Genomic DNA, 25372 nt, shown 5'->3' with positions numbered 1-25372 from the left:
TGCTCCGAGACTCCTGCCCCACCTGCCATGGTGACGGCGATGTTGATGATGGGTCGCTGTCGGGGAAACAATGCCCCGACTGCAAGAAGGAGATCGAGCAATAACATGCCCACCGCGGCCACCATGACCTTGATCGAAGCGGCGGCCTATGTCGGGCTGACGGATCGGCAATTCCGCCGCGCCGTTGCTCGGCATGAGATGCCCGAGCCGTTGATCAAGTCCCGGCCGCAACGGTGGTCCCGCGTCCAGATTGATTGGGCGCTTGAAGGTCGCCTTGAGAAAAGCGCACCATGGGCGGAACGCGACCCGCTCATGGAGCATCTGGAACGATGCGGTTCGAGATGAAGTATGTGACCGAAACCAAGCCGGGACACTTCTATTACCGACGCAATGGCCGGTATTGGGGGCGCTTGCCTGGGCTGCCGGGGTCGATAGAATTTGCCACCGAATATGCCCGGCTCAATGCCAGCTTCGCCGATGTCGGCAAGACGCCAGCCGTTCCCGGCACCTTCGACGCCATGGTCGAGGCGTATCTCGCCAGCGGCGAATACCGCCAGAATTTGAAACAGAAAACCAAGGACGCCTACCGATACGATCTCGACATTCTGCGGACCCGGTTTGGCAAATTCCGGGTGGCCGACATCGAGGTCAAGCACGTTCTCAAGATGCGAGATTTCTTCGCCGACAAGCCCGGAAAGGCCAATACCCTGGTGCGGACGCTCCGTGTGGTGTTTGGCTGGGGCATTGGCCGCGGGCTGATGAAGACCAACCCCGCCGATCTCAAGGGCGTAAACGTCAAGAAATTGAAGATTGGCGCCCACAAGCCGTGGGCACCGGCGGCCCTGGCCAAGTTTCGCGCCGAGGGGCAGCCGCACTTGGTGCTCGCTTTCGAGCTCGGCCTCGCCACTGGCCAGCGCCAGGGCGATCTAATCCGGTTGCGCTGGGACGACATCAGCGACGGCGTGGTCCATGTGGCGCAGGAAAAGACCGGCAAGGAATTATGGCTTCCGGTGTCCAAGCACCTGGCGGGCGTCCTCGCTCGGGCGCCAAGGCAGGCGGTGACCGTATTGGTCAACAGCCGCGGCACGCCCTGGATCAAGGCCAATCCGCTCGCCCAGGCTTTCGGGGCCGAGATTACGCGCCTCGGACTTGACGGCCTGGTGTTCCACGGGCTGCGCAAAACGGCAGCGGTGGCACTGGCGGATGTCGGGTGCTCGACTAAGCAGATCGCGGCCGTCACCGGGCAGTCTGACCAGATGGTCGAGCATTACACCCGAGGGGCCGATCAGAAGCGGTTGGCGAAGGCCGCGGTGGTCAAGCTGGAACGAAGCGGGAAGGGGAAGTGCTAACCGGGAGCCGCTAAAAGTGCTAACTCCCGGCTAACATATTGAAATCGCTACGAATGTTGAGCGACAAATTTTTCCAGCCAGTGGATATCGTAATCGCCGTTGACGAAGTCGGCGTCCTGGACAAGGCGGTTGTGCAGGGGCAGCGTGGTCTTGACGCCCTCGATCACATACTCGCCCAGCGCCCGCTTCAGACGCATCAACGCCTCGTTGCGGGTGTTGCCGAACACGATCAGCTTGGCGATCATCGAATCGTAATGGGGCGGGATGCGATAGCCGGCATAGAGGCCGGAATCGACCCGCACACCGAGGCCACCGGGGGCGTGATAGCCCTCGATGCGGCCGGGGCAGGGGGTGAAGGTCACCGGATCCTCGGCATTGACGCGGCACTCCAGGGCATGGCCGGCGAAGCGCACATCCGCCTGGGTGTAGCCCAGGGGCGCGCCCGCGGCGATGCGGATCTGCTCGCGCACCAGATCGATGCCGGTGATGGCCTCGGTGATGGGATGCTCCACCTGCAGGCGGGTGTTCATCTCGATGAAGTAGAACTCGCCGTTCTCGTAGAGGAACTCGATGGTGCCGGCGTTGCGATAGCCCAGCTTGGCGATGGCGTCGCAGGCGATCTTGCCGATGCGGGCGCGCTGGTCGGCATTGAGCGCCGGCGACGGGGCTTCCTCCAGCACCTTCTGATGCTTGCGCTGGAGCGAGCAGTCGCGCTCGCCCAGATGCACCACGGCGCCGTAATTGTCAGCCAGGATCTGCATCTCGATATGCCGGGGCTTGCCGAGGTACTTTTCCATGTAGACGTCGGCATTGCCGAAAGCGGCCTTGGCCTCGTTGCGGGCCAGCTTCCACGACTCGACCAGTTCCTCGGCGTTGCGGGCCACCTTCATGCCCTTGCCGCCGCCGCCGGCCGTGGCCTTGATCAGCACCGGGTAGCCGATGGAGGCCGCCACTTCCAGGGCGGTTTCCTCGGTATCGACGGAACCGTCCGAACCGGGGACCACCGGAATGCCGGCGTCCTTGACCGCCTGCTTGGCGGTGATCTTGTCGCCCATCATGCGGATGTGGTCGGGTGTCGGGCCGATGAACACGAAGCCGTGCTCCTCGACCATCTGGGCGAAGTCGGCGTTCTCGGACAGGAAGCCATAGCCCGGGTGGATGGCATCCGCTCCGGTGATGGAGGCCGCCGACAGAATCGCCGCCTTGTTCAGGTAGGAATCGCGGGCGGAGGGCGGTCCGATGCAGACCGCCTCGTCGGCCAGGCGCACATGCATGGCGTCGTTGTCGGCGGTGGAGTGCACCGCCACGGTGCGGATACCCATCTCGCGGCAGGCGCGATGGATTCTCAGCGCGATCTCGCCCCGGTTGGCGATGAGGACCTTCTCGAACATCATGCTATTCGATGATCAGCAAGGGCTCGCCGAATTCCACCGGCTGGCCGTCGGTCACGAAGATGCGGGTCAGCTTGCCGCCGCGCGGTGCCCGGATCGGATTGAAGGTCTTCATGGCCTCGATCAGCATGATGGTCTGGCCCTCGGCGACCATGTCGCCGGGATTGACGAACTTGGCCGAGCCGGGCTCGGGCGCCAGATAGGCGACGCCCACCATGGGCGAGGTCACCGCGCCGGGATGATCGGCATCGGAAGCCGCCGTCTGGGCCGGCATGGCCGAGGCGTGGCCCACGGCCGCCGGGGCGGCGTGGTGCACGGCCACCGGCGCCGCCTGGCGGGCGACGCGGATGCGCATCTCGCCGACGCCGTATTCGATCTCGGTGAGATTGGTTTCATCCAGCAGTGCGGCCAGGGTGCGCACCAGTTCGCTGTCGATGGGAGTCTTGTTGCCCATTATGCCTCTGCATTTCCCTTGATCAGGCGGGCCAGCGCGTCGAGCGCCAGGATGTATCCGTGGCTTCCCAGCCCGCAGATCATCCCCTTGGCCGCCTTGGCCACGTAAGAGTGATGGCGGAACGAATCCCGCTGGTGAATGTTGGACAGGTGAACCTCGATGGCCGGAACCTCGGCCGCCAGCAGGGCGTCGAGAATCGCCACCGAAGTGTGGGTATAGGCCCCGGCATTGATGATGATGCCGACGGCGCGGCCGCGGCATTTCTGAATGCTGGTGACCAGCTCGCCTTCCATGTTGGTCTGCGAGAACTCCACCGTCAGGCCCAGCGAGTCCGCATGGGTCCGGCAGGCGGCTTCGATGTCGGCAAGGGTCTCCGTCCCATACAGCTCCGGCTGCCGGGTGCCCAACATATTGAGGTTGGGACCGTTGAGTATGCTGATTATGGGATAGGGCCTGTTCTTCACCATGGCAGGGTTTATAGCACGGGTCGCCGCCCGCGCAAGGTACAGAAGCGACCCACCCCAATCGTTCGTCCAGGGTGGGCGTTGATCCCTTGCGTTAGTACTAGGGGGTTTGGCAAAAGGGAAGGGGGGGCGCGCATTCATTTGGGATAAGCACCATGGGCCTGTACAGGGGAGTGCTGCTGTTCGGTCTGGCCATCGGCCTGCTGGCCGTGCCGGCCCACGCCGAGCCGATCCGCGCCGCCGGCACTGGCATGGGGCTGGCGCTGGTCCGCCTGCTGGCCGAGCGGTACCAGCAGGACCATCCGGGGATCAGCGTCTGGATTCCCGAAAGCGTTGGCACCGCTGGCGCGGTCCGGGGGTTGCAGTCGGGCAAGGTGGATGTGGGCATTCTGGCCCGGCCGTTGAAGCCGGGCGAAGTGGAAGGCGGCGTTTCGCACCTGGTCTGCCGCACGCCGCTGGTCTTCTTCACCAATGCCGCCCGCCAGGACGTGACGCTCGGCCGGAGCGACCTGGCGGCCCTGTTCGGCAATTCCCTGCCGGCCTTCCCCAAGGGTGAGGTGCGGGCCTTGCTGCGTCCCGCCAGCGATGCCGGTTTCGTGCACCTTATTGAGATCTATCCCGATCTCGCCCCAGCGGTGAGCGCCGCCCGCGACGCCAGGGGCGCTAATCTGGCCCTGACCGACCAGGATGCCATGGAGGCCGTGGAGATCAGCCGCTCTCTGGTGGCGTTCGGTGCCTTTGCGCCGCTTGTGGCCGAGAAGCGCAAGCTGGTGGCCGTGCCTCTCGACGGGGTGATGCCGGGGGTCGACACCCTGGAAAGCGGCCGTTATCCCCATGCCCTGCCCCTGGTCCTCGGCCTGGCGCCCAAGGCCTCGGCCGAGGCGCGGGCGTTCGTGGATTTTGCCCGCTCGCCCGCCGCCGCAACGCTGCTGCGCGCCAATGGCTGCCTGCCGGGGGGATCTCCCTAGATGCAGAGCATCCAGGCGGGGAAGGCGGTCGTCCAGTCGGTTGCCCGGGTCCGGCGGATGTTCACGCTGGGACTTGCCGGGGTGGCGTTCCTGTGGCTGTTCGTCATTCCCGCCGCCGAGGTCTGGCAGCGCCACAACGAGGCCCGGCTGGAAGCGGAAATCAGGCTCGGCCTGGTGGCCGACCGCATCTCGTCCTTCGTGGCCGCCAACCTGGATATCTGGGAGTTCGAGGGGGTACGCCTGCCCTCGGTGGTGGCCGGGGTCATGCGTGGCGGGACCAACCCCCCGTCGCGCCTGGCGTTCATCAATGCCATGGGCGAGGTCAACGAGTTTCCGGTGCAGGGAGTGGTCGGGCGCTTCAACCTCGAGATCGAGGACGTGGTCACCGATGGCCGGCGGCCGGTGGGGCGGGTGGTAATGACCGTGCCCCTGGACGAGGCCCTGCGGCCGGCCCTGCTGTCCGGCTCGCTGGGGCTGGGGTCCATGGCGCTGCTGCTGCTGCTGGTCCGCATGGTGGGCCGCAAGGCCCTGGACCAGTCGCTTTCCGTCATCGAGGACACCACGGACAGCCTGGGGCGGCGCATTCGGGAACTGGAGGAGACCCGGCAATTGCTGGCGGCCCAGTCGGTCCACCTGACCATGGCCACCCAGGACATCACCCACGTGGCCCAGTTGACGACTCACCACCTGCGCGAGCCGCTGCGGACCGTCCTGTCCTATTCCCAGTTGCTGGTGCGCTGGCACGAGGCCGGGGGCAAGGGGGACGAGGCCGGGGGCTATGTGGACTTTCTCAAGTCCGGCGTGATCCGCATGCAGACGCAGTTGAAGGCCTTGTCCGCCTATCTTGGCCTGCGCGAGCGCAGCATGTCGCCCACGCCCGTGGCGCTGGAGGATGCGGTCAAGGTGGCGGTGCGGCGCCTGGACTCGGCGGTGGTGGTGGAGTGGGGCGACCTGCCCATTTTGACCGCCGATGCCGAAATGCTGGCCGACCTGGTGGCTGATCTGCTGGCTCACATGGCCCGGCACGGCCGACCCGGCTGCACGCCAAAGGTCCATATCCAGGCTTTTGCCCTGAGCGGCGACTGGGAGATTCGTCTGGCCGACGACGGCCTGCCCCTGGCCGAGCGTGACCGGGACCGCATGTTCCAGCTTCTGGTCCATGGCGACGGGGGCGAGATGCGTCCCGGCCTTGCCGCCGCCCGCCTGATGGCCTTTCTGCTGGGGGGCGCCCTGTGGGTCGAGGATGGAGCCGGGGACGGCGTCGTCCTGTGCTTCACCTTGCCCCGGCATCCCCCCATTCGAATCTAGATCAAGCCGCTGGGGCCTTGTTGCGCCGGCGTCGGGTCTACGAAGGCATGGAGGGGGCGGGTGCCGCTTCGGTGGAGGGAGGCGACTCGTCTTCCGGCGGCTGGGAGGTGAACAATTCCCGCTCCGGAACGTGAAGCCAGGCGGCGATCAGGCGTTGCTGAAGCGGCGGGACCGGCTGCGCCTCGCTGATCCAGGATTCCACCTCGGCCAGGGCTGAGCCGATGCCCGCCGCCAGCCTCTCGGGGGTGGTCGAGGCGGAGTCCATGGCCGCCTTCAGCTTGAAGGCCCAGCGCGCCTCGGCGTCGTCGGTCTTGATGATGCCGGCGCCGGCCTTGCGGATCATGCGGTAGGCCTCCTCGGCCAGCAGGCCCGAGGCGATGCCGGCGAAGGACACGAAGAAGATGTTGAGGTTGTCGGCATCCCCCGCCGAGATGGTCAGCTGTCCCGCTTTCAGCAGCACGAAGACCACTAGGGAAGTGACCATGCCCTGAAACGGGCGAATGAAATAGTAGGACAGGCATTGCCCCTCGCCCGGGGTGAGCAGGGTCTTGGTGATGTGGAGCGTGCTGCCCAGCGCCCCCATGGACAGGGCCAGCAGCAGGGTGAGGATTTCGGTGGGCAGCGCGAACAGGGCGGCATAGCCGAGCTGTTGCAACGTGGTGGCCGTTCCCGCCGCCCGATCGACCATGACGGGGTCGATGTCGAAGCGCTTTGCTTCCGCTTGCACCTGGGCATGGGCCGACCAGCTCGATCGCAGCACCGCGTGCCGGTCGTCGATGGCCTTGCGCAACTGGCGGATGTCGAGCTGCAGTTGCATCATGGCGCCCATCACCACCGTCGCCCATTGCTTCTCGGTCTCCATGTCCACCGGCTTGTTGAGAATGGTGGACAGCCTGGGCGCCAGATCCTGCCGGTCGATGATCGGCTGCAGATCCTGAAGCGCCAGCCCCTGGGCTACTCCGAAATCGCGGAAACTGCCGATGGCGTGGTCCAGCAATTCCTCCCTGACCCTCAATTGGGCCTCGTCGCGGTGCAGATTGGCGGATTCCTCGGTGCGGATGTCGCGGGCAACCTCGATCATGTGGATGATGTTGGCCGAATCCGAGCCGATGCGCCGGGTCAGTTCACTGACCCCAAGGGCGCCGACCGTCACGTAGAGCAGCGCACCGTAAAGCAGACACAGCCAAGCCATCGAGCCGGCCACATGGCCGATGCGTTTCGTCTCCGTGGTCTCCATTCCTGCCCCCTTCTTTCAATTCCCGTATTAAAGCGGCAATTGCTAGTGCGAACAATGAATGAAAGATGTTTATTCGCATCTGCGCACTAAAAGGTGTGTGCAATTCCAGGCGGGAAAATAGCGGCTCTCTCGCCGGGGGATTGCCTCGCGGCCGGCTCGGTGCCATGTTTCAGGCTTGAATTGGGAGGGGGCTTGGAAGACCCCTCAGGCAGCAGGGACATCATTCATGAAGCTGGTGATCAATGGCGAGGAGCGGAACTTCTCCGCCTCCATGACCGTCGAGGCCCTGTTGGGCGAATTGGGCGTGGATTCCCGCAAGGTGGCGGTGGAGCGCAATCTGGAGATCGTTCCCAAATCCTCATACGCCCAGGTGGCGGTGAATGACGGCGACAAGCTGGAAATCGTCGCCTTTATCGGTGGCGGCTCGGACCAGGCCGATTCCTTCACCGTGGCCGGCAAGACCTTCAATTCCCGCCTGCTGGTGGGCACCGGCAAGTACAAGGATTTCGAGGAAACCGCCCTGGCCATCGAGGCGTCGGGCGCCGAGATCGTCACCGTGGCGGTGCGCCGGGTCAACCTCTCGGACCCCTCCAAGCCCATGCTGGTGGATTACGTCAGCCCCAAGAAATACACTTTCCTGCCCAACACGGCCGGCTGCTACACCGCCGACGATTCGGTGCGCACCCTGCGTCTGGCGCGCGAGGCGGGCGGCTGGAACCTGGTCAAGTTGGAAGTGCTGGGCGACCAGACCACCCTTTACCCCAATATGCCCGAGACCCTGAAGGCCGCCGAGGCGCTGATCAAGGACGGCTTCGAGGTCATGGTCTACTGTTCCGACGATCCCATCCAGGCCAAGATGCTGGAAGACATGGGCTGCGTCGCCATCATGCCCCTGGGCTCGCTGATCGGCTCGGGCCTGGGCATTCTCAACCCCACCACCATCCGCATCATTAAGGATACCGTGAAGGTTCCGGTGCTGGTTGACGCCGGCGTGGGCACCGCCTCGGACGCGGCCCTGGCCATGGAACTGGGCTGTGACGGCGTGCTGATGAACACCGCCATCGCCCATGCCAAGGATCCCATCCGCATGGCCCGCGCCATGAAGCTGGCCATCGAGGCCGGGCGGCTGTCCTATCTGGCCGGGCGCATGCCGAAGAAGAGCTATGCCGACCCGTCCTCGCCCACCTCCGGCCTGATCTGAGGAGATTGTTGCCATGAATATGGATGCCTTCCTCGACAACGTGATGGTTTACGGCTTCTGGATCGGCCTGGGCTTCGGCGTGTCCTGGCTGATCCGCAAGTTCGCCGGATGAGCCGCGGCCTCGTCCTGCTGCCCGGCCTGCTCAACGACCACCGCCTGTGGTTGCGGCAGGCCGCCGCCCTGGGGGGAGAGGTCGAGGTGTTGGTCGCCGACCTGACCTTGGACGAGTCCCTGGGCGCCATGGCCGAGCGGGTGCTGGGCGCCGCGCCCGAGCGTTTCGCCCTGGCCGGATTGTCCATGGGTGGCTATGTGGCCCTGGAGATCATGCGCCGGGCGCCGGGACGGGTGGAGCGGCTTGCCCTGCTCGACACCACCGCGCGGCCGGACCTGCCGGAACAGACCCAGCGGCGCCGGGATGCGGTCGAACTGGCCCGTTCGGGCGGTTTTGACAAGATCATGCCGACCATGCTGCCGCTGTTGCTGCACCCCGATCATTTGGCGGACGCGGCCATCACTGCCCTGGCCAAGGACATGGCGCGGGCGGTGGGGGCGCAGGCCTTCGCCCGCCAGCAGGCCGCCATCATGGCGCGGCCGGATTCCCGGGATTCGCTGGCGGCGATCGCTTGTCCGACCCTGGTACTGTGCGGCGCCGAGGACACCCTGACGCCGCCGGATCGTCACGACGAGATGGCGGCCCTGATCAAGGGGGCGCGGCGGGCGACCATTGCCCATTGCGGCCATCTGTCGCCCCTGGAGCAACCCGACGCGGTCAGCGCCGAGCTGCGGGCCTGGCTGTCAGTGTAGGCTGACCGTTCCCGGGCAATTGTCGCTTTCGACCTCCTTGGCGGGGCAGGGCATGGGCGAGAGTGTCTTGTCCAGGCAGATACGGACCTCGGTCAGCTTGCGCCCCTTGCACTGAACGGTGATGGACTGGGCCGGGACCGCCCAGTTCTGCTTCAGGGCCGAGACCTTGATCCGGTCGAGGCCGGTGCCTGGGACCTGGGGCGCCAGGCCAAGCGCCGTCACCACCTGATCGATCTTGCCGAAATATTCGTCCTGCTGGCTGGTCACGCACGAGCCGTGCTTCTCCCATTCGTGGGAGATCAGGCTGGAGCCGATCATCACCCGGGAGAGCCTGTCGAGCACCGCCGAGGGCTTGACCGCCGCCACCGCCTGGCAGCATTGCGGCCATTGACCCGAAGCGTATTGTGGCCACAAGCCATGGACGACGAAGCCGTAGCTGGTGCCGGGGCCGCATTCCTGGGCGTTCGCCCGCCCGGAGGTCGTGGCGCAGTAGCTGGGTGCCCAGGACAGGCTCATCAGGTAGTAGTCGAAGCTGCCGGGCTGGCCGCGGGCCGGGCCGCATTGGTCGGCCTGCGCGGCGCCGGCGGCCAGAAATGCCGCGATCAAGCCACCGATGAAAACCGTCTTCATGATCACGTTTCCCCCTTTAAAGTTTTTATTTTGTTGCAAAAATCTACTGAAAGAAAGTGGTGTCGTCCATCTCTTCAAGCCGTCTGGAAAGGCCCGGGGGCGGGAATTACATTCTTAAGGAATGAATGATACCGTGAGGAGTCAGAGAATTACCGAGGTGAGCGATGACGGGCCGTGGACCTGAACATCTGCGCAAGACGACCAATGTCGTGCTGGACGCCTTGACCCGGGCGGCCGAGCAGGCGCTGCACGGCCACGCCATCGACATGCGCACTCTCGAGGCCCTGGTGGCCGAACTGAAGGAGTCCACGGCGTTCGACGATTTCTACCGCCGCTCCTACCGCGAACTGATGGAAGTGGTGGAAGGCGAAAGCATCGAGCAGCGGCGCACCAATGCTTTCGGGCGGCTGATGCTGCATCCGTTGTCCGGGCTGTTTTCCGAGGAAAAGCTGGACCGGGTGCTGGTGCCGAACATCTTCTCGTTCCTGCACATGGTTCTCGGCGACGAGGAGGCCATCGCCGCCGAGCGTTGCGGTGCCCTGGTCACCCAGTTGAAGGAGGAGAAGGGGGATCACTTCACCTGGGACATCTTCTATGACGATCCCGAGGCCAAGCTCATCCTGTGGCATGTCCTGGTAAAGATTTCCGCCTCGTTCAAGCGCTATGACCTGCGCAAGGACTGGTTCATCAAGCTGATGCAGTACCGTCCCACCACGGTCAGCCTGGCGTCGAACGCCTTCGTCACCAAGGAGCACAGCCCCTACGACGATCCCATCCAGTTCGGCGAGCGCGAGTTCTGCCTGTTCTTTCACGCCATGTTCGACCCGTTGCAGAACCTGGATCGCAAGGACGAAGTGGCGTTCCAGAGAGAATTCGGGGCTGATCCCCATCACCTGATCGGTGCTTTCCTGGTCAATCTGGCGACCTGCGCCATTTAGCAGGGCTCCACTTCGGGGGCTTTGCCCCCGATCCCCCGACCGGGAAGTACAGCTTCCCGAACCCTTCGGCTTTTTTTATTTCTTGAGATAAGAATGCTGGTGGTTCGGAGGCTGCGCCTCCGAACGGGTCTGGGCGGGTGCCCAGCCGCGAAGCGGGATTTTTCCGCAGCCATTTAGGGCTGGCCGAATACCCACACGCCGCCCGGTGTTGCCAATGGCGGGGCGCTGGGAGTAGGGTTCCAGCCGAATTTTCCGGGATACCTCAGATGCGCCCCGATCTTGCGGCCAAGTATGACCTTCGCGTTCCCCGCTACACCTCCTATCCCACCGCGCCCCATTTCCATCCGGGCGTGACGGGCGAGACCTATCGGGGCTGGCTGGGGGCGATCGACCCCAAGCTGGAGCTGTCGCTTTACCTCCACATCGCCTTTTGCGCCGAGATGTGCTGGTTCTGCGGCTGCCACACCAAGATCACCAAGCGCTACGCCCCCGTCGCCGCCTATATGGACGCCCTGTGGCGCGAGGTGGAACTGGTGGCCGAGGCGCTGCCCACCCGCATGACGGCGCGGCATGTCCATTTCGGCGGCGGCTCGCCCACCATCCTGTCGTCCGAGGATTTCGTCCGCACCATCGACCTGCTGAAGAGCCACTTCATCCTGAAGCCCGATGCCGAGGTGGCGGTGGAGCTGGACCCGCGCACCGCCGACGAAGCCTATGTCAAGGCCATGGCCGGGGCGGGGGTGACCCGCGCCTCCATCGGCGTGCAGGACCTGGACGATAAGGTGCAGCAGGCCATCAACCGCATCCAGCCTTACGAGGTCACCGAGCGGGTGGTGGAGTGGCTGGGCAAGTATGGCGTGCCCGAGGTCAATATCGACCTGATCTACGGCCTGCCGCATCAGACCCTCGATGGTCTGCTGGCCACCATCGACAAGGCGGTGAGGGGCTTCAGGCCCCGCCGGGTGGCGCTGTTCGGCTATGCCCATGTGCCGTGGATGAAGAAGCATCAGCGCCTGATCCCCGAAGAGACCCTGCCCGATACCGAGACCCGCTGGCAGCAGTATGAGCAGGGCTGCCGGCTGCTGACAGAGACCCTGGGCTATGTCCAGATCGGCCTCGATCACTTCGCCGCCCCCGACGACGCCATGGCCATCGCGCTGCGGGAAAAGCGGCTGCACCGCAACTTCCAGGGCTACACCACCGATTCCGCCACCACCCTGATCGGCTTTGGGGCGTCGGGCATCGGCTCGCTGCCCCAGGGCTATGTGGTCAATGACGGCGAAGTGCACGCCTACCAGCGCTCCATCGCCGAGGGCAAGCTGGCCATTTCGCGGGGCGTCGCCATTACCGCCGACGATATTCTGCGGCGCGAGATCATCGAGCGGCTGATGTGCGATCTGGAGATCGATCTGGACGTGGTCGCCGGCCGTCACGGTTCCGACGGTTCGCATTTCGCCGCCGAGCTGGCCTCGCTGGCTCCCCTGCAGGCCGATGGGCTGGTGGAGGTCCAGGGCCACCGCATCCATGTCACCGACGAGGGCCGCACCCTGGTCCGCGCCGTCTGCGCCGCCTTCGACCGCTACCTCAAGGCGGGCGAACAGCGACATTCGAAGGCGGTCTGAGCATCATGACCATGGCCTGGTATGACTACTTCATGGGCTTCGCCAAGCACGCCGCCAGCAAGTCCAAGGACCCCAGCACCCAGGTGGGCGCCGTGGCGGTGGGACCGGACGGCGAGATCCGCGCCACCGGCTATAACGGCCTGCCGCGTGGGGTCGAGGACCGGCCCGAACGCATGGAGCGCCCGGCCAAGTATCTGTGGACCTCGCATGCCGAGGAGAATCTGGTGGCTCATGCCGCCCGGGTGGGGGTCAGCCTCAAGGGCTGCACGGTCTATGTCACCCATTACCCCTGTTCGCGCTGCGCCCGCTCGCTGATCCAGGCCGGGGTGGCCGAGATCCATGTGGGCGACGGCACCACCTCCATGCCCGCCGAGGAATTCGACACCGCCCGGGTGATGTTCGAGGAATCCGGCGTCAAGGTGGGCTGAGCCCACTCTGGCCACCCACCTCGGGTGGCCTGCCCCTACCCAAGTAATTTCGCACACTCCCCCTCCGGGTGTTCCGCCGGCCGGGGGGCATGGCCATAGTAGCGTCCACGAATACAAGGGCGAAGGCCCGGACTTGACAGCAGGGAGACGTTGGGACCATGGACCAGTCGAAGCGCTACGTGAATTTGGGACTCCGCGAGGCCGACCTGATCAAGGGCGGCCGGCATGTGCTGTGCGCCTACCGCATGCGGCCCAGGCCCGGCCACGGCTATGTGGAGACGGCGGCCCATTTCGCCGCTGAATCCTCCACCGGCACCAATGTGGAGGTGTGCACCACCGACGACTTCACCCGCGGCGTCGACGCCCTGGTCTACGAGGTCGACGAGGCGGAAGGGCTGATGAAGATCGCCTATCCGGTGGAGCTGTTCGACCGCAACATCATTGACGGCAAGGCGATGATCGCCTCGTTCCTGACGCTGACCGTGGGCAACAACCAGGGCATGAGCGACGTGGAAAACGCGAAGATGGAGGATTTTTACGTCCCGCCGGACTTCCTGACGCTGTTCGACGGCCCGGCCCGCAATATCGCCCATATGTGGAAGGTGCTGGGGCGGCCCGAGGTGAACGGCGGCATGGTGGTGGGCACCATCATCAAGCCCAAGCTGGGATTGCGGCCCAAGCCCTTCGCCGATGCCTGCCACCAGTTCTGGCTGGGCGGCGATTTCATCAAGAACGACGAGCCCCAGGGCAACCAGGTCTTCGCGCCGTTCAAGGACACCATGCGGCTGGTGGCCGATTCCATGCGCCGCGCCCAGGACGAGACGGGGCAGGCCAAGCTGTTCTCCGCCAACATCACCGCCGACGATCCGGCCGAGATGATCGCCCGCGGCCAGTTCATCCTGGACACCTTCGGCGAGAACGCTTCCCACGTGGCCTTCCTGGTGGACGGCTTCGTGGCCGGGCCGACGGCGGTCACCACCTGCCGGCGGAACTTCCCCGACACCTTCCTGCACTATCACCGGGCGGGGCACGGCGCCATCACGTCGCGCCAGTCCAAGCGCGGCTATTCCGTGCTGGTCCACATGAAGATGGCCCGCCTGCTCGGCGCCAGCGGCATCCATACCGGCACCATGGGCTACGGCAAGATGGAGGGCGCCCCCGACGAGAAGGTGGTGGCCTACATGCTGGAGCGCCCGACGGCCGAAGGTCCCCATTATCGCCAGGATTGGGGCGACATGCGGGCCTGCACGCCCATCATCTCGGGCGGCATGAACGCGCTGCGCCTGCCGGGCTTCTTCGACAATCTGGGCCATTCCAACGTGATCCAGACCTCGGGCGGCGGCGCCTTCGGCCACAAGGACGGACCGGTCGCCGGGGCGCTGTCGCTGCGTCAGGCCCACGAGGCATGGATGCGGGGAATTTCCCTGGTGGAGTATGCCCAGGGGCATCCCGAACTCAGGGGGGCGTTTGAATCCTTTGCGTCCGACGCCGATCGGCTGTATCCCGGCTGGCGCGATCGCCTGCGCATCGCGGCTTGAGGGGAACGCCACATGTCGAGGAAACATCCGGTCATCGCCGTCACCGGCTCATCGGGGGCGGGGACCAGCACGGTCAAGGACTCCTTCGAACACATGTTTCGCCGCGAAGGCATCAAGCCGGCGGTAATCGAGGGCGACAGCTTCCATCGCTACAATCGCGTCGACATGAAAAAACGCATGAAGGAGGCGGGCGGCACCTTCAGCCATTTCGGCCCCGAGGCCAACCTGTTCGCCCAATTGGAGGAATTGTTCTCCTCCTATGGCGAGACCGGACGGGGACGGCGGCGCTTTTACGTCCATAACGACGAGGAGGCGGAGCGCTTCGCCCATCTCGGCGTGGGCTCGGGCGAGTTCACCCCGTGGGAGGATCTGGCCGAGGATACCGATTGCCTGTTCTACGAGGGGCTGCACGGCTGCGTCGCCACCCGCGACAACAATGTCGCCCAGCATGTGGACCTCAAGATCGGCGTGGTGCCGGTGATCAATCTGGAATGGATTCAGAAGATTCACCGCGATACCAACCAGCGCGGCTATTCCGAGGAAGCGGTGATGGAGACCATCCTGCGCCGCATGCATGACTACGTGCATTACGTGGTGCCGCAGTTCAAGCTGACCGACATCAACTTCCAGCGGGTGCCCATCGTCGACACCTCGGACCCCATCATCGCCCGCGACATTCCCACCGCCGATGAAAGCCTGGTGGTGATCCGTTTCCGCAAGCCCGACCGCTTTCGCGTCGACTTCCCGTTCCTGCTGCAGATGCTGAAGGATTCGTGGATGAGCCGGCGCAACACCATCGTGGTGCCCGGTGGCAAGATGGGACTGGCCATGGAACTGATCCTGACCCCCATCCTGCGTCGCATCATGGAGGATCGCCGGGCGGTTCTCGGCTGACGGTTTCCGACGGTACTGGGCCGGCGGGGTCGCTCTCCCCCCTGCCGGCCTATTTTTCCCGGGCGGCCATCCAGGCATCGACCAGCAGGCGGGCGATGGAATCCTTGCGCGGCAGGAAGCGGCCTTGGTCACCGGGGCGGTCGGCCTCGCCGAAGGTGCTGACCTCGTCGCGGGTGAACCAGCGCACCTCCTCGATCTCGTGCGGATCGGCCACCGGTTCGCCGTCCTGGGCGACGGCGTTGAAGCCGATCATGATGGAGGAGGGGAACGGCCAGGGCTGGCTCGCCACATAGGTGGTTGAGGTGACCCGGATGCCGGCTTCCTCCCAGACCTCGCGGGCGACGGCGTCTTCCAGGGATTCGCCCGGCTCGACGAATCCCGCCAGGCAGGAATACATCCCCGGCGTCCATACCGGCTGGCGCCCCAGCAGGGCGCGGCCCTGGGAATCGGTGACCAGCATGATGATGGCCGGGTCGGTGCGGGGAAAATGCAGCGCGCCGCAGGCGGCGTCGGCGCATTTGGCCGAATGGCCGGAATCCTGAACCAGCAGGGGGCCGCCGCAACTGGCGCAGAAGCGGGTCTTCTCGCGCCAGACCAGCATGCCGCGGGCATAGGCCAGCAGGCCGGCATCCTGGGCGGGCAGCAAGCCGCCCACCGAGCGCAGCATCACCCAGTTGCCGCCCATTTCCGGGCCCTGCTCGCCGCCCTCCAGGGCGGAGACATCCAGGGCCAGCAGCGGGCCGTCCCCGTCTTCGCCCAGCAGCAGACAGTTGCCCTGGGTCGCCTCCGCCAGACGCAGGCCATAGCTGCGATCCAGCCAGCGAATGCCGGGCGGTGTCCCGCTCACCAATTGGCGCCCTCGCCAATAAAGGGTGTAGCGGGCGCCCTGGCGGCGCATCTGCAAGGAGACATCGCCGTCCCGCCGGGTGGGATGGGCGCGGTCGAGACGGAGGCCGGAATAGAGAACGGACGGGGTCATGGCCTCAGCTTGGCATGGGTCTCGGGGGCGGCCAACCCCCAAATCGCCGCCCCGGGGACGACGCGGCTTGGGGGGCGTAAATGAAGATTGCGAATCCGTTGGCAATTTGAAAGATTGTGCCGCACGGTGACCCATGAATGACATCCAAGCCCTTCTGAACGGCCTTCTCGATTCCATCAACGACGCGGTGATCATCGCCGATGGCGATGGCAATCCCTTGCGCTCCAATCCCGCCTTCGAGACGTTGATGGGATTTACGTCCAAGGGAGGGGCCGAGGTTTCCCGCCTGGCGGCCGGCATGATCTATCGGGCGATCAATCCGGGGGCCGGGGGACGCTGGCGCGGCCTGGTCACCTGTCCCGATGGCCGCGAGCGCCCCTTCGAGGTTACTGCCGCCGCCATTAATCCCTCGACCGATTCCGCCGACCGCTATCTCTGCGTCGTGCGTCCCGCCATCGCCGAGGAGGCCGGCGCCGCCGGGGGGAGCTTCGGCTACGACACCCTGACCGGTCTGCCCAACCGCGACCTGTTCGGCGACCGCATCGGCCAGGCGGTGTTGCAGGCCAATCGCACCGGGGCCTCGGTGGCGCTGATGACCATGGGGTTGGACCGCTTCACCCTGGTCAACGACGCCCTGGGCCATGGGGCCGGCGACCGGCTGCTGATGGAGGTGGCCCGGCGCCTGAAGATGTGCGTACGCGAGACCGATACGGCGGTGCGCCTGGACGGCGACAAGTTCGCCCTGGTGATGGCCATCGCCGATACCGACGACAGCGTCATCGTCGCCGAGAAGGCGCTGAACGCCGTCAAGGAGCCCTTCGCCCTGGACGGCCAGGAAGTGGTGGTGACCTTTTCCATCGGCATCAGCGTCTACCCCCTGGACGCCGATTCCAGCGCCCAACTGGTCAAGCACGCCGAGAACGCGCTGCATTACGCCAAGGTCTCGGGGCGCAACCAGTACCAGTTCTTCTCCAAGGACATGAACCGCAAGGCCAAGTCGCGGCTGGAGCTTGAGGGCCGCATGCGGCGCGCCCTGGCCAACCAGGAGTTCGTGGTCTTCTACCAGCCCAAGGTCTCCGCCGATCGCGACGCCATCGTGGGCGCCGAGGCGCTGATCCGCTGGATGGACCCCGAGCGCGGCATGGTCCCGCCCGGCGAGTTCATTCCCGTCGCCGAGGAAAGCGGCCAAATCGAGCCCATCGGCACCTGGGTCCTGCGTCAGTCCTGCATCCAGAACCGCCTTTGGCAGGAAGCGGGCTTCAATCCCATCAAGGTGTCGGTCAACGTCTCGGCGCGCCAGTTCCGCTCGCCCTCGCTGCTGCAGACCGTGACCGAGGTTCTGGACTCCACCGGGCTCGATCCCAAGTGGCTGGAACTGGAGATCACCGAGTCCATGCTGATGAACGACGTGGATACGGCGGTGCGCAAGATGAAGGCGCTGCGCGATCTCGGCATCGGCCTGTCCATCGACGATTTCGGCACCGGCTATTCCTCGCTCAGCTATCTGGGGCGCTTCCCCATCACCACCTTGAAGATCGACCGGGCCTTCATTGCCGACGTCGACACCAATCCCAAGACGGCCGAGATCGCCCGGGCCATCATCGGCCTGTCGCGCGGTCTCAACCTGGAGGTGGTGGCCGAGGGCGCCGAAATCGCCGAGCACATCATGTTCCTGCGCAACAATGGATGCGATACCGTACAAGGGTTCTATTACTCTCGGCCTGTGCCCGCCGATGAGTTCGAGCGTATGATGGGCCAAAGGGTCATGGCCCACGCCTGATCACCCATTACGGTAAGTTTTAGCCATACTTCGTCATGGTCTTTTGACCAACGTCAAAGCGCCTGAGTCAGTGCGGTGACACCTTTCCGTCATCTGGCGCCGCCCCTGGGGAGAGGGGGCATGCCGAGGGAGGGATTCCGATGTCTGGGCTAATGTCCCGGCGGACGTTGTTGACGAGGCGCACCGAGAGCCGGGCGCCGTCGGGTCCTCGTCCGCCCTGGAGCATCGAGACCTTCGACGTCGCCTGTGACGGTTGCGGCGCCTGCCTTTCCTCCTGTCCCGAACATATTCTCGCCAAGGGCGCCGATGGTCGGCCCGTTGTGGATTTCGCCCGTGGCGGCTGCACCTTCTGCGGCGATTGCGACACCGCCTGCGTCCCCCGCGAGGGACGGCCGGCGGCCATCGACCGCGCTTTGTCCGCCCGCGCCTCGTCCCATGGCGCCGACCGCTTGCCGGTGCTGGCGCGGCTGGGGGCGTCCTGCATTTCCATCCAGGGTGTGACCTGCCGCCTGTGCGGCGACCCCTGCGATGTCCGCGCCATCAAGTTCAGGCCATTGCCGGGCGGCCGCGTGCTGCCCGAGATTGCCGAAGAGTCCTGTAATGGTTGTGGAATTTGCGTCTCGGCCTGTCCGGTCGGCGCGCTGTCCATGGCACCTTTGGTTCGAGCCTGAGAGGGAAGGGAATGAGACTCGCGACCTTCGTTGCCACCGAGCAATCCAAGCCCAGGGAGCAGGTGGAGAACATCTGCGGCGTATTAATCCACGTCAAGCCGGAGCGCCGGCAAGAGGTTCATGATGTCCTCACCCGGATGCCCGGCGTCGAGGTCCACACCATGACCGACGATGGCAGGATGGTGGTGACCGTCGAGGATGCCGAAGGCAACTGGGCGGGCGCCACGATAACCAGTCTGACCGACATCCAGGGCGTTTTGAATGTGTCCCTGGTCTATCACCACTTTGATTCCGATCTTGATCTGGAAGGGGAGACCGTTTCATGAGCCTCACCAGGCGCGACTTCATCAAGGCGAACGCCGTCGCGGCCACTGCTGCCGCTGCGGGGATCGCCACGCCGGCCATCGCCCAGCCGGCAAAAGCCAATATCCGCTGGGACAAGGGTGTCTGCCGATTCTGTGGCACCGGCTGCGCCGTGCTGGTGGGCGTTCAGGACGGCCGTGTCGTGGCCACCCAGGGCGACCCCGACTCGCCGGTCAACCGCGGCCTCAACTGCATCAAGGGCTACTTCCTGTCCAAGATCATGTACGGCGAGGACCGGCTGACCAAGCCCCTGCTGCGCATGAAGAACGGCAAGTTCGACAAGAACGGCGAATTCCAGCCGATCTCGTGGGACCAGGCCTTCGACATCATGGCGGAGAAGTGGAAGGAACAGCTGAAGAAGCCCGACGGCGTGACCCGCGTCGGCATGTTCGGCTCGGGCCAGTGGACGATTTGGGAAGGCTATGCCGCCTCCAAGCTGTTCAAGGCCGGCTTCCGCTCCAACAACCTGGACCCCAATGCCCGGCATTGCATGGCGTCGGCGGTGGCCGGCTTCATGCGCACCTTCGGCATCGACGAGCCCATGGGCTGCTACGACGACATCGAGCAGACCGACGCCTTCGTGCTGTGGGGCTCCAACATGGCGGAGATGCACCCCATCTTGTGGTCGCGCGTCACCGATCGCCGCCTGACCCACGAGGGCTGCAAGGTCGCCGTGCTGTCCACCTTCGAGCACCGCTCGTTCGAGCTGGCCGACATCCCCATGGTGTTCACGCCCCAGACCGATCTGGCGATCCTCAACTACATCTGCCACTACATCATCTCGAAGAACGCCTATGACAAGGACTTCATCGAGAAGCACGTGAACTTCAAGAAGGGGGCCACGGATATCGGCTACGGCCTGCGTCCGACCCATGCCCTCGAGAAGGATCAGGCCAACGCCGCGACGCCGGACAAGTCCGATCCCATGACCTTCGACGAGTTCAAGGCCTTCGTCGCCGAGTACACCCTGGAGAAGGTCGCCAAGTTGTCCGGCGTCCCCGCCGACAAGCTGGAGGCCCTGGCCAAGCTGTACGCCGATCCCAAGGTCAAGGTGGTGTCCTTCTGGACCATGGGCTTCAATCAGCATGCGCGCGGCACGTGGGTCAATAACATGATCTACAATGTGCATTTGCTGATGGGCAAGATCTCCGAGCCGGGCAACAGCCCGTTCTCGCTGACCGGCCAGCCCTCGGCCTGCGGCACGGCGCGCGAGGTCGGCACCTTTGCCCATCGCCTGCCCGCCGACATGGTGGTGATGAACGACAAGCATCGCGAGATCACCGAAGGCCTGTGGAAGCTGCCCCCCGGCACCCTCAATCCCAAGATTGGCTACCACGCCGTGCTGCAGCACCGCATGCTGAAGGACGGCAAGCTCAACGCCTATTGGGTGATGTGCACCAACAACATGCAGACCGCGCCCAACATGAACGAGGAGGGGTATCCGGGCTACCGCAACCCCGCCAACTTCATCGTGGTGTCCGACCCCTATCCCACGGTCACCGCCCTGGCCGCCGACCTGATCCTGCCCACCGCCATGTGGATGGAAAAGGAAGGCGCCTATGGCAATGCCGAACGCCGGACCCAGTTCTGGCGCCAGCAGGTCAAGGCTCCGGGCGAGGCCAAGTCCGACCTTTGGCAGATCATGGAGTTCTCCAAGCGCTTCAAGATCGAGGAAGTGTGGCCCGAGGAACTGCTTGCCAAGAAGCCCGAACTGCGCGGCAAGACCCTGTTCGACGTGCTCTACAAGAACGGCCAGGTGGACAAGTTCCCCGCCACCGATATCCAGGCCGGATTCGAGAACGACGAGGCCAAGGCTTTCGGCTTCTATCCGCAGAAGGGCCTGTTCGAGGAATACGCCTCCTTCGGCCGTGGGCATGCCCATGACCTGGCGCCGTTCGAGGCTTATCACAAGGCCCGCGGCCTCCGCTGGCCCGTGGTCGACGGCAAGGAGACCCTGTGGCGCTTCCGCGAGGGCTATGATCCCTACGTGAAGGCGGGCGAGGGCGTGAAGTTCTATGGCAAGCCCGACGGCAAGGCCTGGATATTCGCCCTGCCGTACCAGCCCGCCGCCGAATCGCCGGACAAGGAATTCGACCTGTGGCTGTCCACCGGCCGTGTTCTCGAACACTGGCATTCGGGCTCCATGACCCGGCGTGTGCCCGAGTTGCATAAGTCGGTGCCCAACGCCGTGCTCTACATGCACCCCAACGACGCCGCCAAGCGCAACCTGCGCAACGGCGACGTGGTCAAGGTGGCGAGCCGGCGCGGCGAGGTGACCACCCGCATCGATACCCGTGGCCGTAACAAGCCGCCGGAGGGGCTGGTGTTCATGCCGTTCTTCGACGAAAGCCAGTTGGTCAACAAGCTGACCCTCGACGCCACCTGCCCGATCTCCAAGGAGACGGACTACAAGAAGTGCGCCGTCAAGGTCAGCAAGGCCTAGGAAAGAGGGTCGGGGCCGGTCCCTGACGGACGGCCCCGACCATCGGAGAACCAGACATCATGGCCAGGCACCACAAGACCAGTGGAGATGCTGTTGACCAGAACCGGCGAGCCATGCTGGCCGGAACGGTCAAGGGCGCCTGCACGGTCGGGCTGCTGGGTGCGCTTCTGGCCATTCCCGCCCGGCGCCGGGCCGAGGCGGTGGCGCTGCGGCCGCCCGGGGCGGTGGCCGAGACCGATTTTCTCGCCGCCTGCGTCCGCTGCGGGCTGTGCGTCAAGGATTGTCCCTACGATACGCTGAGGCTGTCCGATCTGGGCGACGGCCCGGCCACCGGCACTCCGTTCTTCAATGCCCGCAAGGTCCCTTGCGAGATGTGCGAGACCATCCCCTGTGTCGCCGCCTGCCCGACGGGCGCGCTGGACAAGGGGCTGAAGGATATCAAGAACGCCAAGATGGGCGTGGCGGTCCTAGTGGGGCAGGAGGCCTGCCTGAATTTCCTGGGGCTGCGCTGCGACGTCTGCTATCGGGTGTGCCCGCGCATCGGCGAGGCCATCACCCTGGAACTCAGCCACAACGTCCGCACCGCTAAGCACGCCTTCTTCATTCCCACCGTGCATTCGTCCAAGTGCACCGGCTGTGGCAAATGCGAGCGGGCCTGCGTTCTCGACGAGGCGGCCATCAAGGTGCTGCCCCATGTCCTGGCCACCGGCCAGCTGGGCAAGCATTACCGCCTGGGCTGGGAGGAAAAAAGGAGCGCCGGCGGTTCGCTGGTCGAGCCCAGCCCCGAGGTGCAGGTGCGCGGCATGGAGGGCGTCGAGATGAGCCCCGGCGGCACCTATAAGCTTGAAAAGCGTCCCGATGGCGGCTTCAAGGAGTTCAAGCCATGAGCGCCGCCAACACCACCCATTCCGGGCTGGGCAATCCCGGCGCCTCGGCCGTGGCCGCCAAGGGCTGGTTGGCCGCCAACAAGTGGCTGCTGGCCCGGCGCCTGTCCCAGGCGCTGGTGGTGGCGGTGTTCCTCACCGGTCCCCTTTGGGGCGTGTGGATCGCCAAGGGCAATCTGGCATCGAGCCTGACGCTCGGCGTGCTGCCGCTGACCGATCCGCTGATGGTGATCCAGGCCCTGCTGGCCCGGCATGTGATGACCGCCACCGCCCTCATAGGGGCCGCCATCGTGCTGGCCGCCTACCTTGTGGTCGGGGGGCGTATGTATTGCTCGTGGGTCTGTCCGGTCAATGCCGTGACCGATCTGGCCCAATGGCTGCGCACCCGCTTGGGGATGGACAAGGGGCTTTCGCTCAACCGCAACACCCGGCTGTGGGTGCTGGGCGGCGTGCTGGCCGGCTCGGCCGTCACCGGCACCATCGCCTGGGAACTGGTCAATCCGGTGACCATGCTGCATCGCGGGCTGGTGACCGGGTCCATCCTGACCTTCGGTTCCGCCGCGCTGATCACCCTGGCGGTGTTCCTGTTCGACCTCGGCATCGCCAGCCGCGGCTGGTGTACCCATCTCTGCCCGGTGGGGGCGTTCTACGGCCTGTTGGGCAAGGCGGCGGTGCTGCGCGTCAGCGCCACCAACCGCACCGCCTGTGATGATTGCATGGATTGCTTCGCCGTCTGTCCCGAACGCCACGTCATCGCGCCGGCGCTGCGCGGCGCCGCCAAGGGCGTGGGGCCGGTGATCCTGTCGCACGACTGCACCAATTGCGGCCGTTGCATCGATGTCTGTTCAAAGACCGTGTTCCGCTTCGACACACGGTTTCACAACGTGCCCTCCGACGCTTCGTCGGTCCGGGTCGCCTGATGATTTTTCGAGAGTTCTGGAAGGGGAGTGACCGCAGTGAAGACTAAGATCAAGGCAATCGCCCTTGCGCTGGCCCTGGTGCTGGGCATGGGGGTGACCGCTTTCGGGGTGGTGGCCGAGGAAGTGAAGTCTCTTCGGACCAACGCCGCGCCCGAGGCCGACGCGCCGCCGGCCATCTACAAGGTGATGGAGGGCTCCAAGCACGAGCGCGCCTACCGCCAGCAGCCGCCGCTGGTGCCGCACACCACCGACAAGTACGAGATCGATCTCAAGGTCAATCAGTGCCTGCGCTGCCATGAATGGCCGTACAGCGACCAGGAGAAGGCTCCGAAGATCTCGGACCTGCACTACCTCGACCGTAACGGCGTGCGCCAGGACGTGGTCAACGGCAACCGCTATTTCTGCAAGCAGTGCCATGTGCCGCAGAATGACGCCAAGCCGCTGGTCAACAACAAGTTCCAGGCCGCCACGACCAACACCAATATCCGCTAGGCAGGGGGAAGGATCGGGCCATGAGCACTGAGAATCCGGCCAAGCAAGGCGTGTTGAGCGGATGGTGGGCGACGTTGCGCAGGCCCAGCAGCCGCTGGTCCCTGGGGCTGTTGCTGGTGGTGGGCTTTGTCGGTGGCGTCATGTTCTGGGGCGGCTTCAATACCGTCCTGGAACTGACCAATACCGAAGCCTTCTGCCTCTCCTGCCATGAGATGGAGCAGAACGTTTATCGCGAATATCGCGGCACCATCCATGATTCCAACCGTTCCGGCGTGCGGGCCACCTGCCCGGACTGCCACGTGCCGCGTCCGTGGATCTACAAGATCCAGCGCAAGATCCAGGCCTCCAACGAGGTGTGGCACAAGATCCTGGGCTCTATCGACACGCGTGAGAAGTTCGAGGCCAAGCGTATCGAACTGGCCAAGCACGAGTGGGCGCGCATGAAGTCCACGGATTCCCGCGAATGCCGCAACTGCCATAATTTCGGGGCGTTCGACCTGACCCGGCAGCAGGCGCGGGCGCGTAACCGTCACTCCGAGGCGGAACAGCAGGGCAAGACCTGCATCGACTGCCACAAGGGTATCGCCCACCAGCTTCCCGCCGGCGCCTTCAGGGCCGAGCGTGAGCTGAACGAAAGCGTGGGCGGGGCGGTCAAGCCGTAGGGACCACCGCTTGACCCCAATAGCATGGGCCTCCCGAGACTCCCCGGGAGGCCCTTTTTTTGGGCTATTCCCGCGCCATTTCCTCGTACCAGTCGCGGGGAAAGGCCGCTTCGGCGCGGGCTTCGTGGTTGAAGGGGGGCTTCAAGCCGGCCGGGTAGCGTTCCCGCATGTGCGACTGGTAAGTGGCCTTGGGGTCGAGGCCACGCTTTTGCGCCACGAAGGTGAACCAGCGCACGCCCGCCGCCACATGGCGGATTTCGTCGTGATAGATGACGTCCAGGGCCGGCGGCGTCAGGGTGTCGCCATTGCGGGCCAGCTTGTCCATGGTGGCCGGCGTGGTGTCGCAGCCCCGGGCCTCCAGGGTCATGGGCACCACCACCAACCGGGCCAGGATGTCGTCGGCGGTCTTCTCGGCCGCCTGCCAAAGCCCGTCATGGGCGGGCAGGTCGCCATAGGCGGCGCCCAGGCTGGCCAGCAGGCGTTCGAGCATCTCGAAATGCTCGACCTCGTCCAGTGCCACCTGCACCCAGTCGGAGGCGAAGTCGCGGGGCAGGTCTTCATGGGCGAAGCGCGCGATGATGTCCCAGCCCAGATCGATGGCATTAAGCTCGATATGGGCCAGGGCATGAATTAGGCCAATGCGCCCCCGGTCTCCGCCATAGGACCGGCGCGGCATGTCCCTGGGCGGCAGCAATTGCGGCCGGAGGGGGCGTGCCGGGCGGGCGGGTGGCAGGGTGTTGCCGACCTCGGTAATCCGGCCATCGCGCCAGTCGGCGGAAAAGAGTCGGGTCAGGCGGCATTTCTCCGCTGGCTCGGCGGCGGCAAGGACGGCGCAGGCGGCGTCGGAAAGAGTGATCATCAGATGTGACATCCATGCGGGGCTCCCGCCCCGAACCCCGGCTGGAGGCTTGCGCCTCCAAACCTCCCCTGATTTTTGAAATGAAAAGGGGGT

General features: G+C 65.1%; 26 protein-coding genes. 19 read left to right on the top strand and 7 right to left on the bottom strand.

The annotated features are described in order from the left end of the window. Nucleotides 1-105: 105 nt before the first annotated feature. Together AMB_RS13630 and AMB_RS13625 are read left to right on the top strand one after the other, a co-directional pair. Nucleotides 106-345, top strand: coding sequence for a hypothetical protein (locus AMB_RS13630; RefSeq protein WP_011385090.1), 240 nt, complete (start codon nucleotides 106-108; stop codon nucleotides 343-345). Beyond that, entirely contained in the window at nucleotides 342-1349 is a 1008-nt protein-coding gene (locus AMB_RS13625) for a tyrosine-type recombinase/integrase (protein ID WP_011385089.1), read from the top strand. The genes AMB_RS13630 and AMB_RS13625 overlap by 4 nt, the downstream gene beginning before the upstream one ends. Nucleotides 1350-1396: 47 nt before the next feature. Here the strand turns inward: AMB_RS13625 and accC are convergent, their stop codons facing one another. Genes accC through AMB_RS13610 form a run of 3 tightly spaced genes read right to left on the bottom strand, consistent with a single transcriptional unit; the run spans nucleotide 1397 to nucleotide 3604 of the window. Then, nucleotides 1397-2740, bottom strand: a complete 1344-nt coding sequence (gene accC / locus AMB_RS13620; RefSeq protein WP_043746657.1) for an acetyl-CoA carboxylase biotin carboxylase subunit — start codon at nucleotides 2738-2740, stop codon at nucleotides 1397-1399. A 4-nt stretch (nucleotides 2741-2744) separates the two neighbouring features. Beyond that, complete coding sequence (locus AMB_RS13615; RefSeq protein ID WP_011385087.1) at nucleotides 2745-3194, bottom strand: acetyl-CoA carboxylase biotin carboxyl carrier protein; 450 nt, start codon at nucleotides 3192-3194, stop codon at nucleotides 2745-2747. Then, nucleotides 3194-3604 carry a type II 3-dehydroquinate dehydratase gene (locus AMB_RS13610; RefSeq protein WP_011385086.1) on the bottom strand — a complete coding sequence of 137 codons (411 nt, stop codon included), beginning with the start codon at nucleotides 3602-3604 and terminating at the stop codon, nucleotides 3194-3196. Before AMB_RS13610 ends, AMB_RS13615 begins: the two co-directional genes overlap by 1 nt. Before the next feature lie 209 nt (nucleotides 3605-3813). Between AMB_RS13610 and AMB_RS13605 the strand changes: the two genes are divergently transcribed. Together AMB_RS13605 and AMB_RS13600 are read left to right on the top strand one after the other, a co-directional pair. Then, on the top strand, nucleotides 3814-4626 hold the full coding sequence (locus tag AMB_RS13605; protein WP_011385085.1) for a substrate-binding domain-containing protein: 813 nt from the start codon (nucleotides 3814-3816) through the stop codon (nucleotides 4624-4626). After that, on the top strand, nucleotides 4627-5934 hold the full coding sequence (locus AMB_RS13600; RefSeq protein ID WP_011385084.1) for a sensor histidine kinase: 1308 nt from the start codon (nucleotides 4627-4629) through the stop codon (nucleotides 5932-5934). Between the two features lie 37 nt (nucleotides 5935-5971). Here the strand turns inward: AMB_RS13600 and AMB_RS13595 are convergent, their stop codons facing one another. Next, on the bottom strand, nucleotides 5972-7171 hold the full coding sequence (locus tag AMB_RS13595) for a hypothetical protein (RefSeq protein WP_011385083.1): 1200 nt from the start codon (nucleotides 7169-7171) through the stop codon (nucleotides 5972-5974). Nucleotides 7172-7397: 226 nt separating this feature from the next. Between AMB_RS13595 and thiS the strand changes: the two genes are divergently transcribed. Together thiS and AMB_RS13585 are read left to right on the top strand one after the other, a co-directional pair. Then, on the top strand, nucleotides 7398-8372 hold the full coding sequence (thiS, locus tag AMB_RS13590; protein ID WP_011385082.1) for a sulfur carrier protein ThiS: 975 nt from the start codon (nucleotides 7398-7400) through the stop codon (nucleotides 8370-8372). A 108-nt stretch (nucleotides 8373-8480) separates the two neighbouring features. Beyond that, nucleotides 8481-9176, top strand: a complete 696-nt coding sequence (locus AMB_RS13585; protein ID WP_011385081.1) for an alpha/beta fold hydrolase — start codon at nucleotides 8481-8483, stop codon at nucleotides 9174-9176. Here AMB_RS13585 and AMB_RS13580 read toward each other — a convergent pair. Further along, nucleotides 9168-9806 carry a ribonuclease T2 gene (locus tag AMB_RS13580; RefSeq protein ID WP_043746654.1) on the bottom strand — a complete coding sequence of 213 codons (639 nt, stop codon included), beginning with the start codon at nucleotides 9804-9806 and terminating at the stop codon, nucleotides 9168-9170. The two genes, AMB_RS13585 and AMB_RS13580, sit on opposite strands and share 9 nt — an antisense overlap. A 164-nt stretch (nucleotides 9807-9970) precedes the next feature. Here AMB_RS13580 and AMB_RS13575 point away from each other — a divergent pair, with 164 nt between their 5' ends. The 5 genes from AMB_RS13575 (at nucleotide 9971) to AMB_RS13555 (ending at nucleotide 15226) form a co-directional block, all read left to right on the top strand. Continuing rightward, on the top strand, nucleotides 9971-10744 hold the full coding sequence (locus AMB_RS13575; RefSeq protein ID WP_011385079.1) for a hypothetical protein: 774 nt from the start codon (nucleotides 9971-9973) through the stop codon (nucleotides 10742-10744). Nucleotides 10745-11010: 266 nt separating this feature from the next. Then, on the top strand, nucleotides 11011-12366 hold the full coding sequence (gene hemN / locus AMB_RS13570) for an oxygen-independent coproporphyrinogen III oxidase (protein WP_011385078.1): 1356 nt from the start codon (nucleotides 11011-11013) through the stop codon (nucleotides 12364-12366). Between the two features lie 5 nt (nucleotides 12367-12371). After that, on the top strand, nucleotides 12372-12794 hold the full coding sequence (locus tag AMB_RS13565; RefSeq protein ID WP_011385077.1) for a deoxycytidylate deaminase: 423 nt from the start codon (nucleotides 12372-12374) through the stop codon (nucleotides 12792-12794). A 158-nt stretch (nucleotides 12795-12952) separates the two neighbouring features. Continuing rightward, nucleotides 12953-14332 carry a ribulose-bisphosphate carboxylase gene (locus AMB_RS13560; protein ID WP_011385076.1) on the top strand — a complete coding sequence of 460 codons (1380 nt, stop codon included), beginning with the start codon at nucleotides 12953-12955 and terminating at the stop codon, nucleotides 14330-14332. Nucleotides 14333-14344: 12 nt separating this feature from the next. Beyond that, nucleotides 14345-15226, top strand: a complete 882-nt coding sequence (locus AMB_RS13555; RefSeq protein ID WP_011385075.1) for a phosphoribulokinase — start codon at nucleotides 14345-14347, stop codon at nucleotides 15224-15226. A 49-nt stretch (nucleotides 15227-15275) separates the two neighbouring features. Here the strand turns inward: AMB_RS13555 and nudC are convergent, their stop codons facing one another. Further along, complete coding sequence (gene nudC / locus AMB_RS13550) at nucleotides 15276-16205, bottom strand: NAD(+) diphosphatase (protein WP_043744542.1); 930 nt, start codon at nucleotides 16203-16205, stop codon at nucleotides 15276-15278. A gap of 133 nt (nucleotides 16206-16338) precedes the next feature. Here nudC and AMB_RS13545 point away from each other — a divergent pair, with 133 nt between their 5' ends. The 8 genes from AMB_RS13545 to AMB_RS13510 all read left to right on the top strand — a co-directional run bounded on the left by AMB_RS13545 (nucleotide 16339) and on the right by AMB_RS13510 (nucleotide 24420). Then, nucleotides 16339-17985, top strand: coding sequence for a sensor domain-containing protein (locus tag AMB_RS13545; protein WP_011385073.1), 1647 nt, complete (start codon nucleotides 16339-16341; stop codon nucleotides 17983-17985). A 170-nt stretch (nucleotides 17986-18155) separates the two neighbouring features. Continuing rightward, nucleotides 18156-18656 (top strand): ferredoxin-type protein NapF, encoded by a 501-nt coding sequence (locus AMB_RS13540; protein ID WP_148207407.1) that lies wholly within the window; start codon nucleotides 18156-18158, stop codon nucleotides 18654-18656. An 11-nt stretch (nucleotides 18657-18667) separates the two neighbouring features. Further along, nucleotides 18668-18982 (top strand): chaperone NapD, encoded by a 315-nt coding sequence (locus tag AMB_RS13535; RefSeq protein WP_011385071.1) that lies wholly within the window; start codon nucleotides 18668-18670, stop codon nucleotides 18980-18982. Then, the gene (gene napA, locus AMB_RS13530; protein ID WP_011385070.1) at nucleotides 18979-21462 is read left to right on the top strand and encodes a nitrate reductase catalytic subunit NapA; all 2484 of its coding nucleotides are present in this window, start codon (nucleotides 18979-18981) and stop codon (nucleotides 21460-21462) included. The genes AMB_RS13535 and napA overlap by 4 nt, the downstream gene beginning before the upstream one ends. Nucleotides 21463-21521: 59 nt before the next feature. Next, on the top strand, nucleotides 21522-22349 hold the full coding sequence (gene napG, locus AMB_RS13525) for a ferredoxin-type protein NapG (protein ID WP_011385069.1): 828 nt from the start codon (nucleotides 21522-21524) through the stop codon (nucleotides 22347-22349). Beyond that, entirely contained in the window at nucleotides 22346-23266 is a 921-nt protein-coding gene (napH, locus tag AMB_RS13520) for a quinol dehydrogenase ferredoxin subunit NapH (protein WP_011385068.1), read from the top strand. Before napG ends, napH begins: the two co-directional genes overlap by 4 nt. Before the next feature lie 36 nt (nucleotides 23267-23302). After that, the gene (locus AMB_RS13515; protein WP_011385067.1) at nucleotides 23303-23758 is read left to right on the top strand and encodes a nitrate reductase cytochrome c-type subunit; all 456 of its coding nucleotides are present in this window, start codon (nucleotides 23303-23305) and stop codon (nucleotides 23756-23758) included. A 20-nt stretch (nucleotides 23759-23778) separates the two neighbouring features. After that, the gene (locus AMB_RS13510; RefSeq protein ID WP_011385066.1) at nucleotides 23779-24420 is read left to right on the top strand and encodes a cytochrome c3 family protein; all 642 of its coding nucleotides are present in this window, start codon (nucleotides 23779-23781) and stop codon (nucleotides 24418-24420) included. 64 nt (nucleotides 24421-24484) lie between these two features. Here AMB_RS13510 and AMB_RS13505 read toward each other — a convergent pair whose 3' ends face one another. Continuing rightward, on the bottom strand, nucleotides 24485-25279 hold the full coding sequence (locus AMB_RS13505; protein ID WP_173361895.1) for a ferritin-like domain-containing protein: 795 nt from the start codon (nucleotides 25277-25279) through the stop codon (nucleotides 24485-24487). Nucleotides 25280-25372: the final 93 nt, after the last annotated feature.

The organism is Paramagnetospirillum magneticum AMB-1 (genome assembly GCF_000009985.1).
GTDB lineage: Bacteria > Pseudomonadota > Alphaproteobacteria > Rhodospirillales > Magnetospirillaceae > Phaeospirillum > Phaeospirillum magneticum.
Note: the sequence above shows the minus strand (reverse complement) of the source record. Positions and strands in the feature narration are given on the sequence as shown.

Excerpts from the sequence above, each read along its gene's own strand:
- AMB_RS13560 (WP_011385076.1), top strand. The coding sequence starts at position 12,953 with ATGGACCAGTCGAAGCGCTACGTGAATTTGGGACTCCGCGAGGCCGAC.
- AMB_RS13625 (WP_011385089.1), top strand. The coding sequence starts at position 342 with ATGAAGTATGTGACCGAAACCAAGCCGGGACACTTCTATTACCGACGC.
- nudC (WP_043744542.1), bottom strand. The coding sequence starts at position 16,205 with ATGACCCCGTCCGTTCTCTATTCCGGCCTCCGTCTCGACCGCGCCCAT.
- accC (WP_043746657.1), bottom strand. The coding sequence starts at position 2,740 with ATGTTCGAGAAGGTCCTCATCGCCAACCGGGGCGAGATCGCGCTGAGA.
- AMB_RS13545 (WP_011385073.1), top strand. The coding sequence starts at position 16,339 with ATGAATGACATCCAAGCCCTTCTGAACGGCCTTCTCGATTCCATCAAC.
- AMB_RS13600 (WP_011385084.1), top strand. The coding sequence starts at position 4,627 with ATGCAGAGCATCCAGGCGGGGAAGGCGGTCGTCCAGTCGGTTGCCCGG.
- AMB_RS13555 (WP_011385075.1), top strand. The coding sequence starts at position 14,345 with ATGTCGAGGAAACATCCGGTCATCGCCGTCACCGGCTCATCGGGGGCG.
- AMB_RS13615 (WP_011385087.1), bottom strand. The coding sequence starts at position 3,194 with ATGGGCAACAAGACTCCCATCGACAGCGAACTGGTGCGCACCCTGGCC.
- AMB_RS13605 (WP_011385085.1), top strand. The coding sequence starts at position 3,814 with ATGGGCCTGTACAGGGGAGTGCTGCTGTTCGGTCTGGCCATCGGCCTG.
- napA (WP_011385070.1), top strand. The coding sequence starts at position 18,979 with ATGAGCCTCACCAGGCGCGACTTCATCAAGGCGAACGCCGTCGCGGCC.
- napH (WP_011385068.1), top strand. The coding sequence starts at position 22,346 with ATGAGCGCCGCCAACACCACCCATTCCGGGCTGGGCAATCCCGGCGCC.
- AMB_RS13565 (WP_011385077.1), top strand. The coding sequence starts at position 12,372 with ATGACCATGGCCTGGTATGACTACTTCATGGGCTTCGCCAAGCACGCC.
- AMB_RS13575 (WP_011385079.1), top strand. The coding sequence starts at position 9,971 with ATGACGGGCCGTGGACCTGAACATCTGCGCAAGACGACCAATGTCGTG.
- AMB_RS13595 (WP_011385083.1), bottom strand. The coding sequence starts at position 7,171 with ATGGAGACCACGGAGACGAAACGCATCGGCCATGTGGCCGGCTCGATG.
- AMB_RS13510 (WP_011385066.1), top strand. The coding sequence starts at position 23,779 with ATGAGCACTGAGAATCCGGCCAAGCAAGGCGTGTTGAGCGGATGGTGG.
- hemN (WP_011385078.1), top strand. The coding sequence starts at position 11,011 with ATGCGCCCCGATCTTGCGGCCAAGTATGACCTTCGCGTTCCCCGCTAC.
- napG (WP_011385069.1), top strand. The coding sequence starts at position 21,522 with ATGGCCAGGCACCACAAGACCAGTGGAGATGCTGTTGACCAGAACCGG.
- AMB_RS13505 (WP_173361895.1), bottom strand. The coding sequence starts at position 25,279 with ATGATCACTCTTTCCGACGCCGCCTGCGCCGTCCTTGCCGCCGCCGAG.
- AMB_RS13610 (WP_011385086.1), bottom strand. The coding sequence starts at position 3,604 with ATGTTGGGCACCCGGCAGCCGGAGCTGTATGGGACGGAGACCCTTGCC.
- AMB_RS13535 (WP_011385071.1), top strand. The coding sequence starts at position 18,668 with ATGAGACTCGCGACCTTCGTTGCCACCGAGCAATCCAAGCCCAGGGAG.
- thiS (WP_011385082.1), top strand. The coding sequence starts at position 7,398 with ATGAAGCTGGTGATCAATGGCGAGGAGCGGAACTTCTCCGCCTCCATG.
- AMB_RS13580 (WP_043746654.1), bottom strand. The coding sequence starts at position 9,806 with ATGAAGACGGTTTTCATCGGTGGCTTGATCGCGGCATTTCTGGCCGCC.
- AMB_RS13630 (WP_011385090.1), top strand. The coding sequence starts at position 106 with ATGCCCACCGCGGCCACCATGACCTTGATCGAAGCGGCGGCCTATGTC.
- AMB_RS13585 (WP_011385081.1), top strand. The coding sequence starts at position 8,481 with ATGAGCCGCGGCCTCGTCCTGCTGCCCGGCCTGCTCAACGACCACCGC.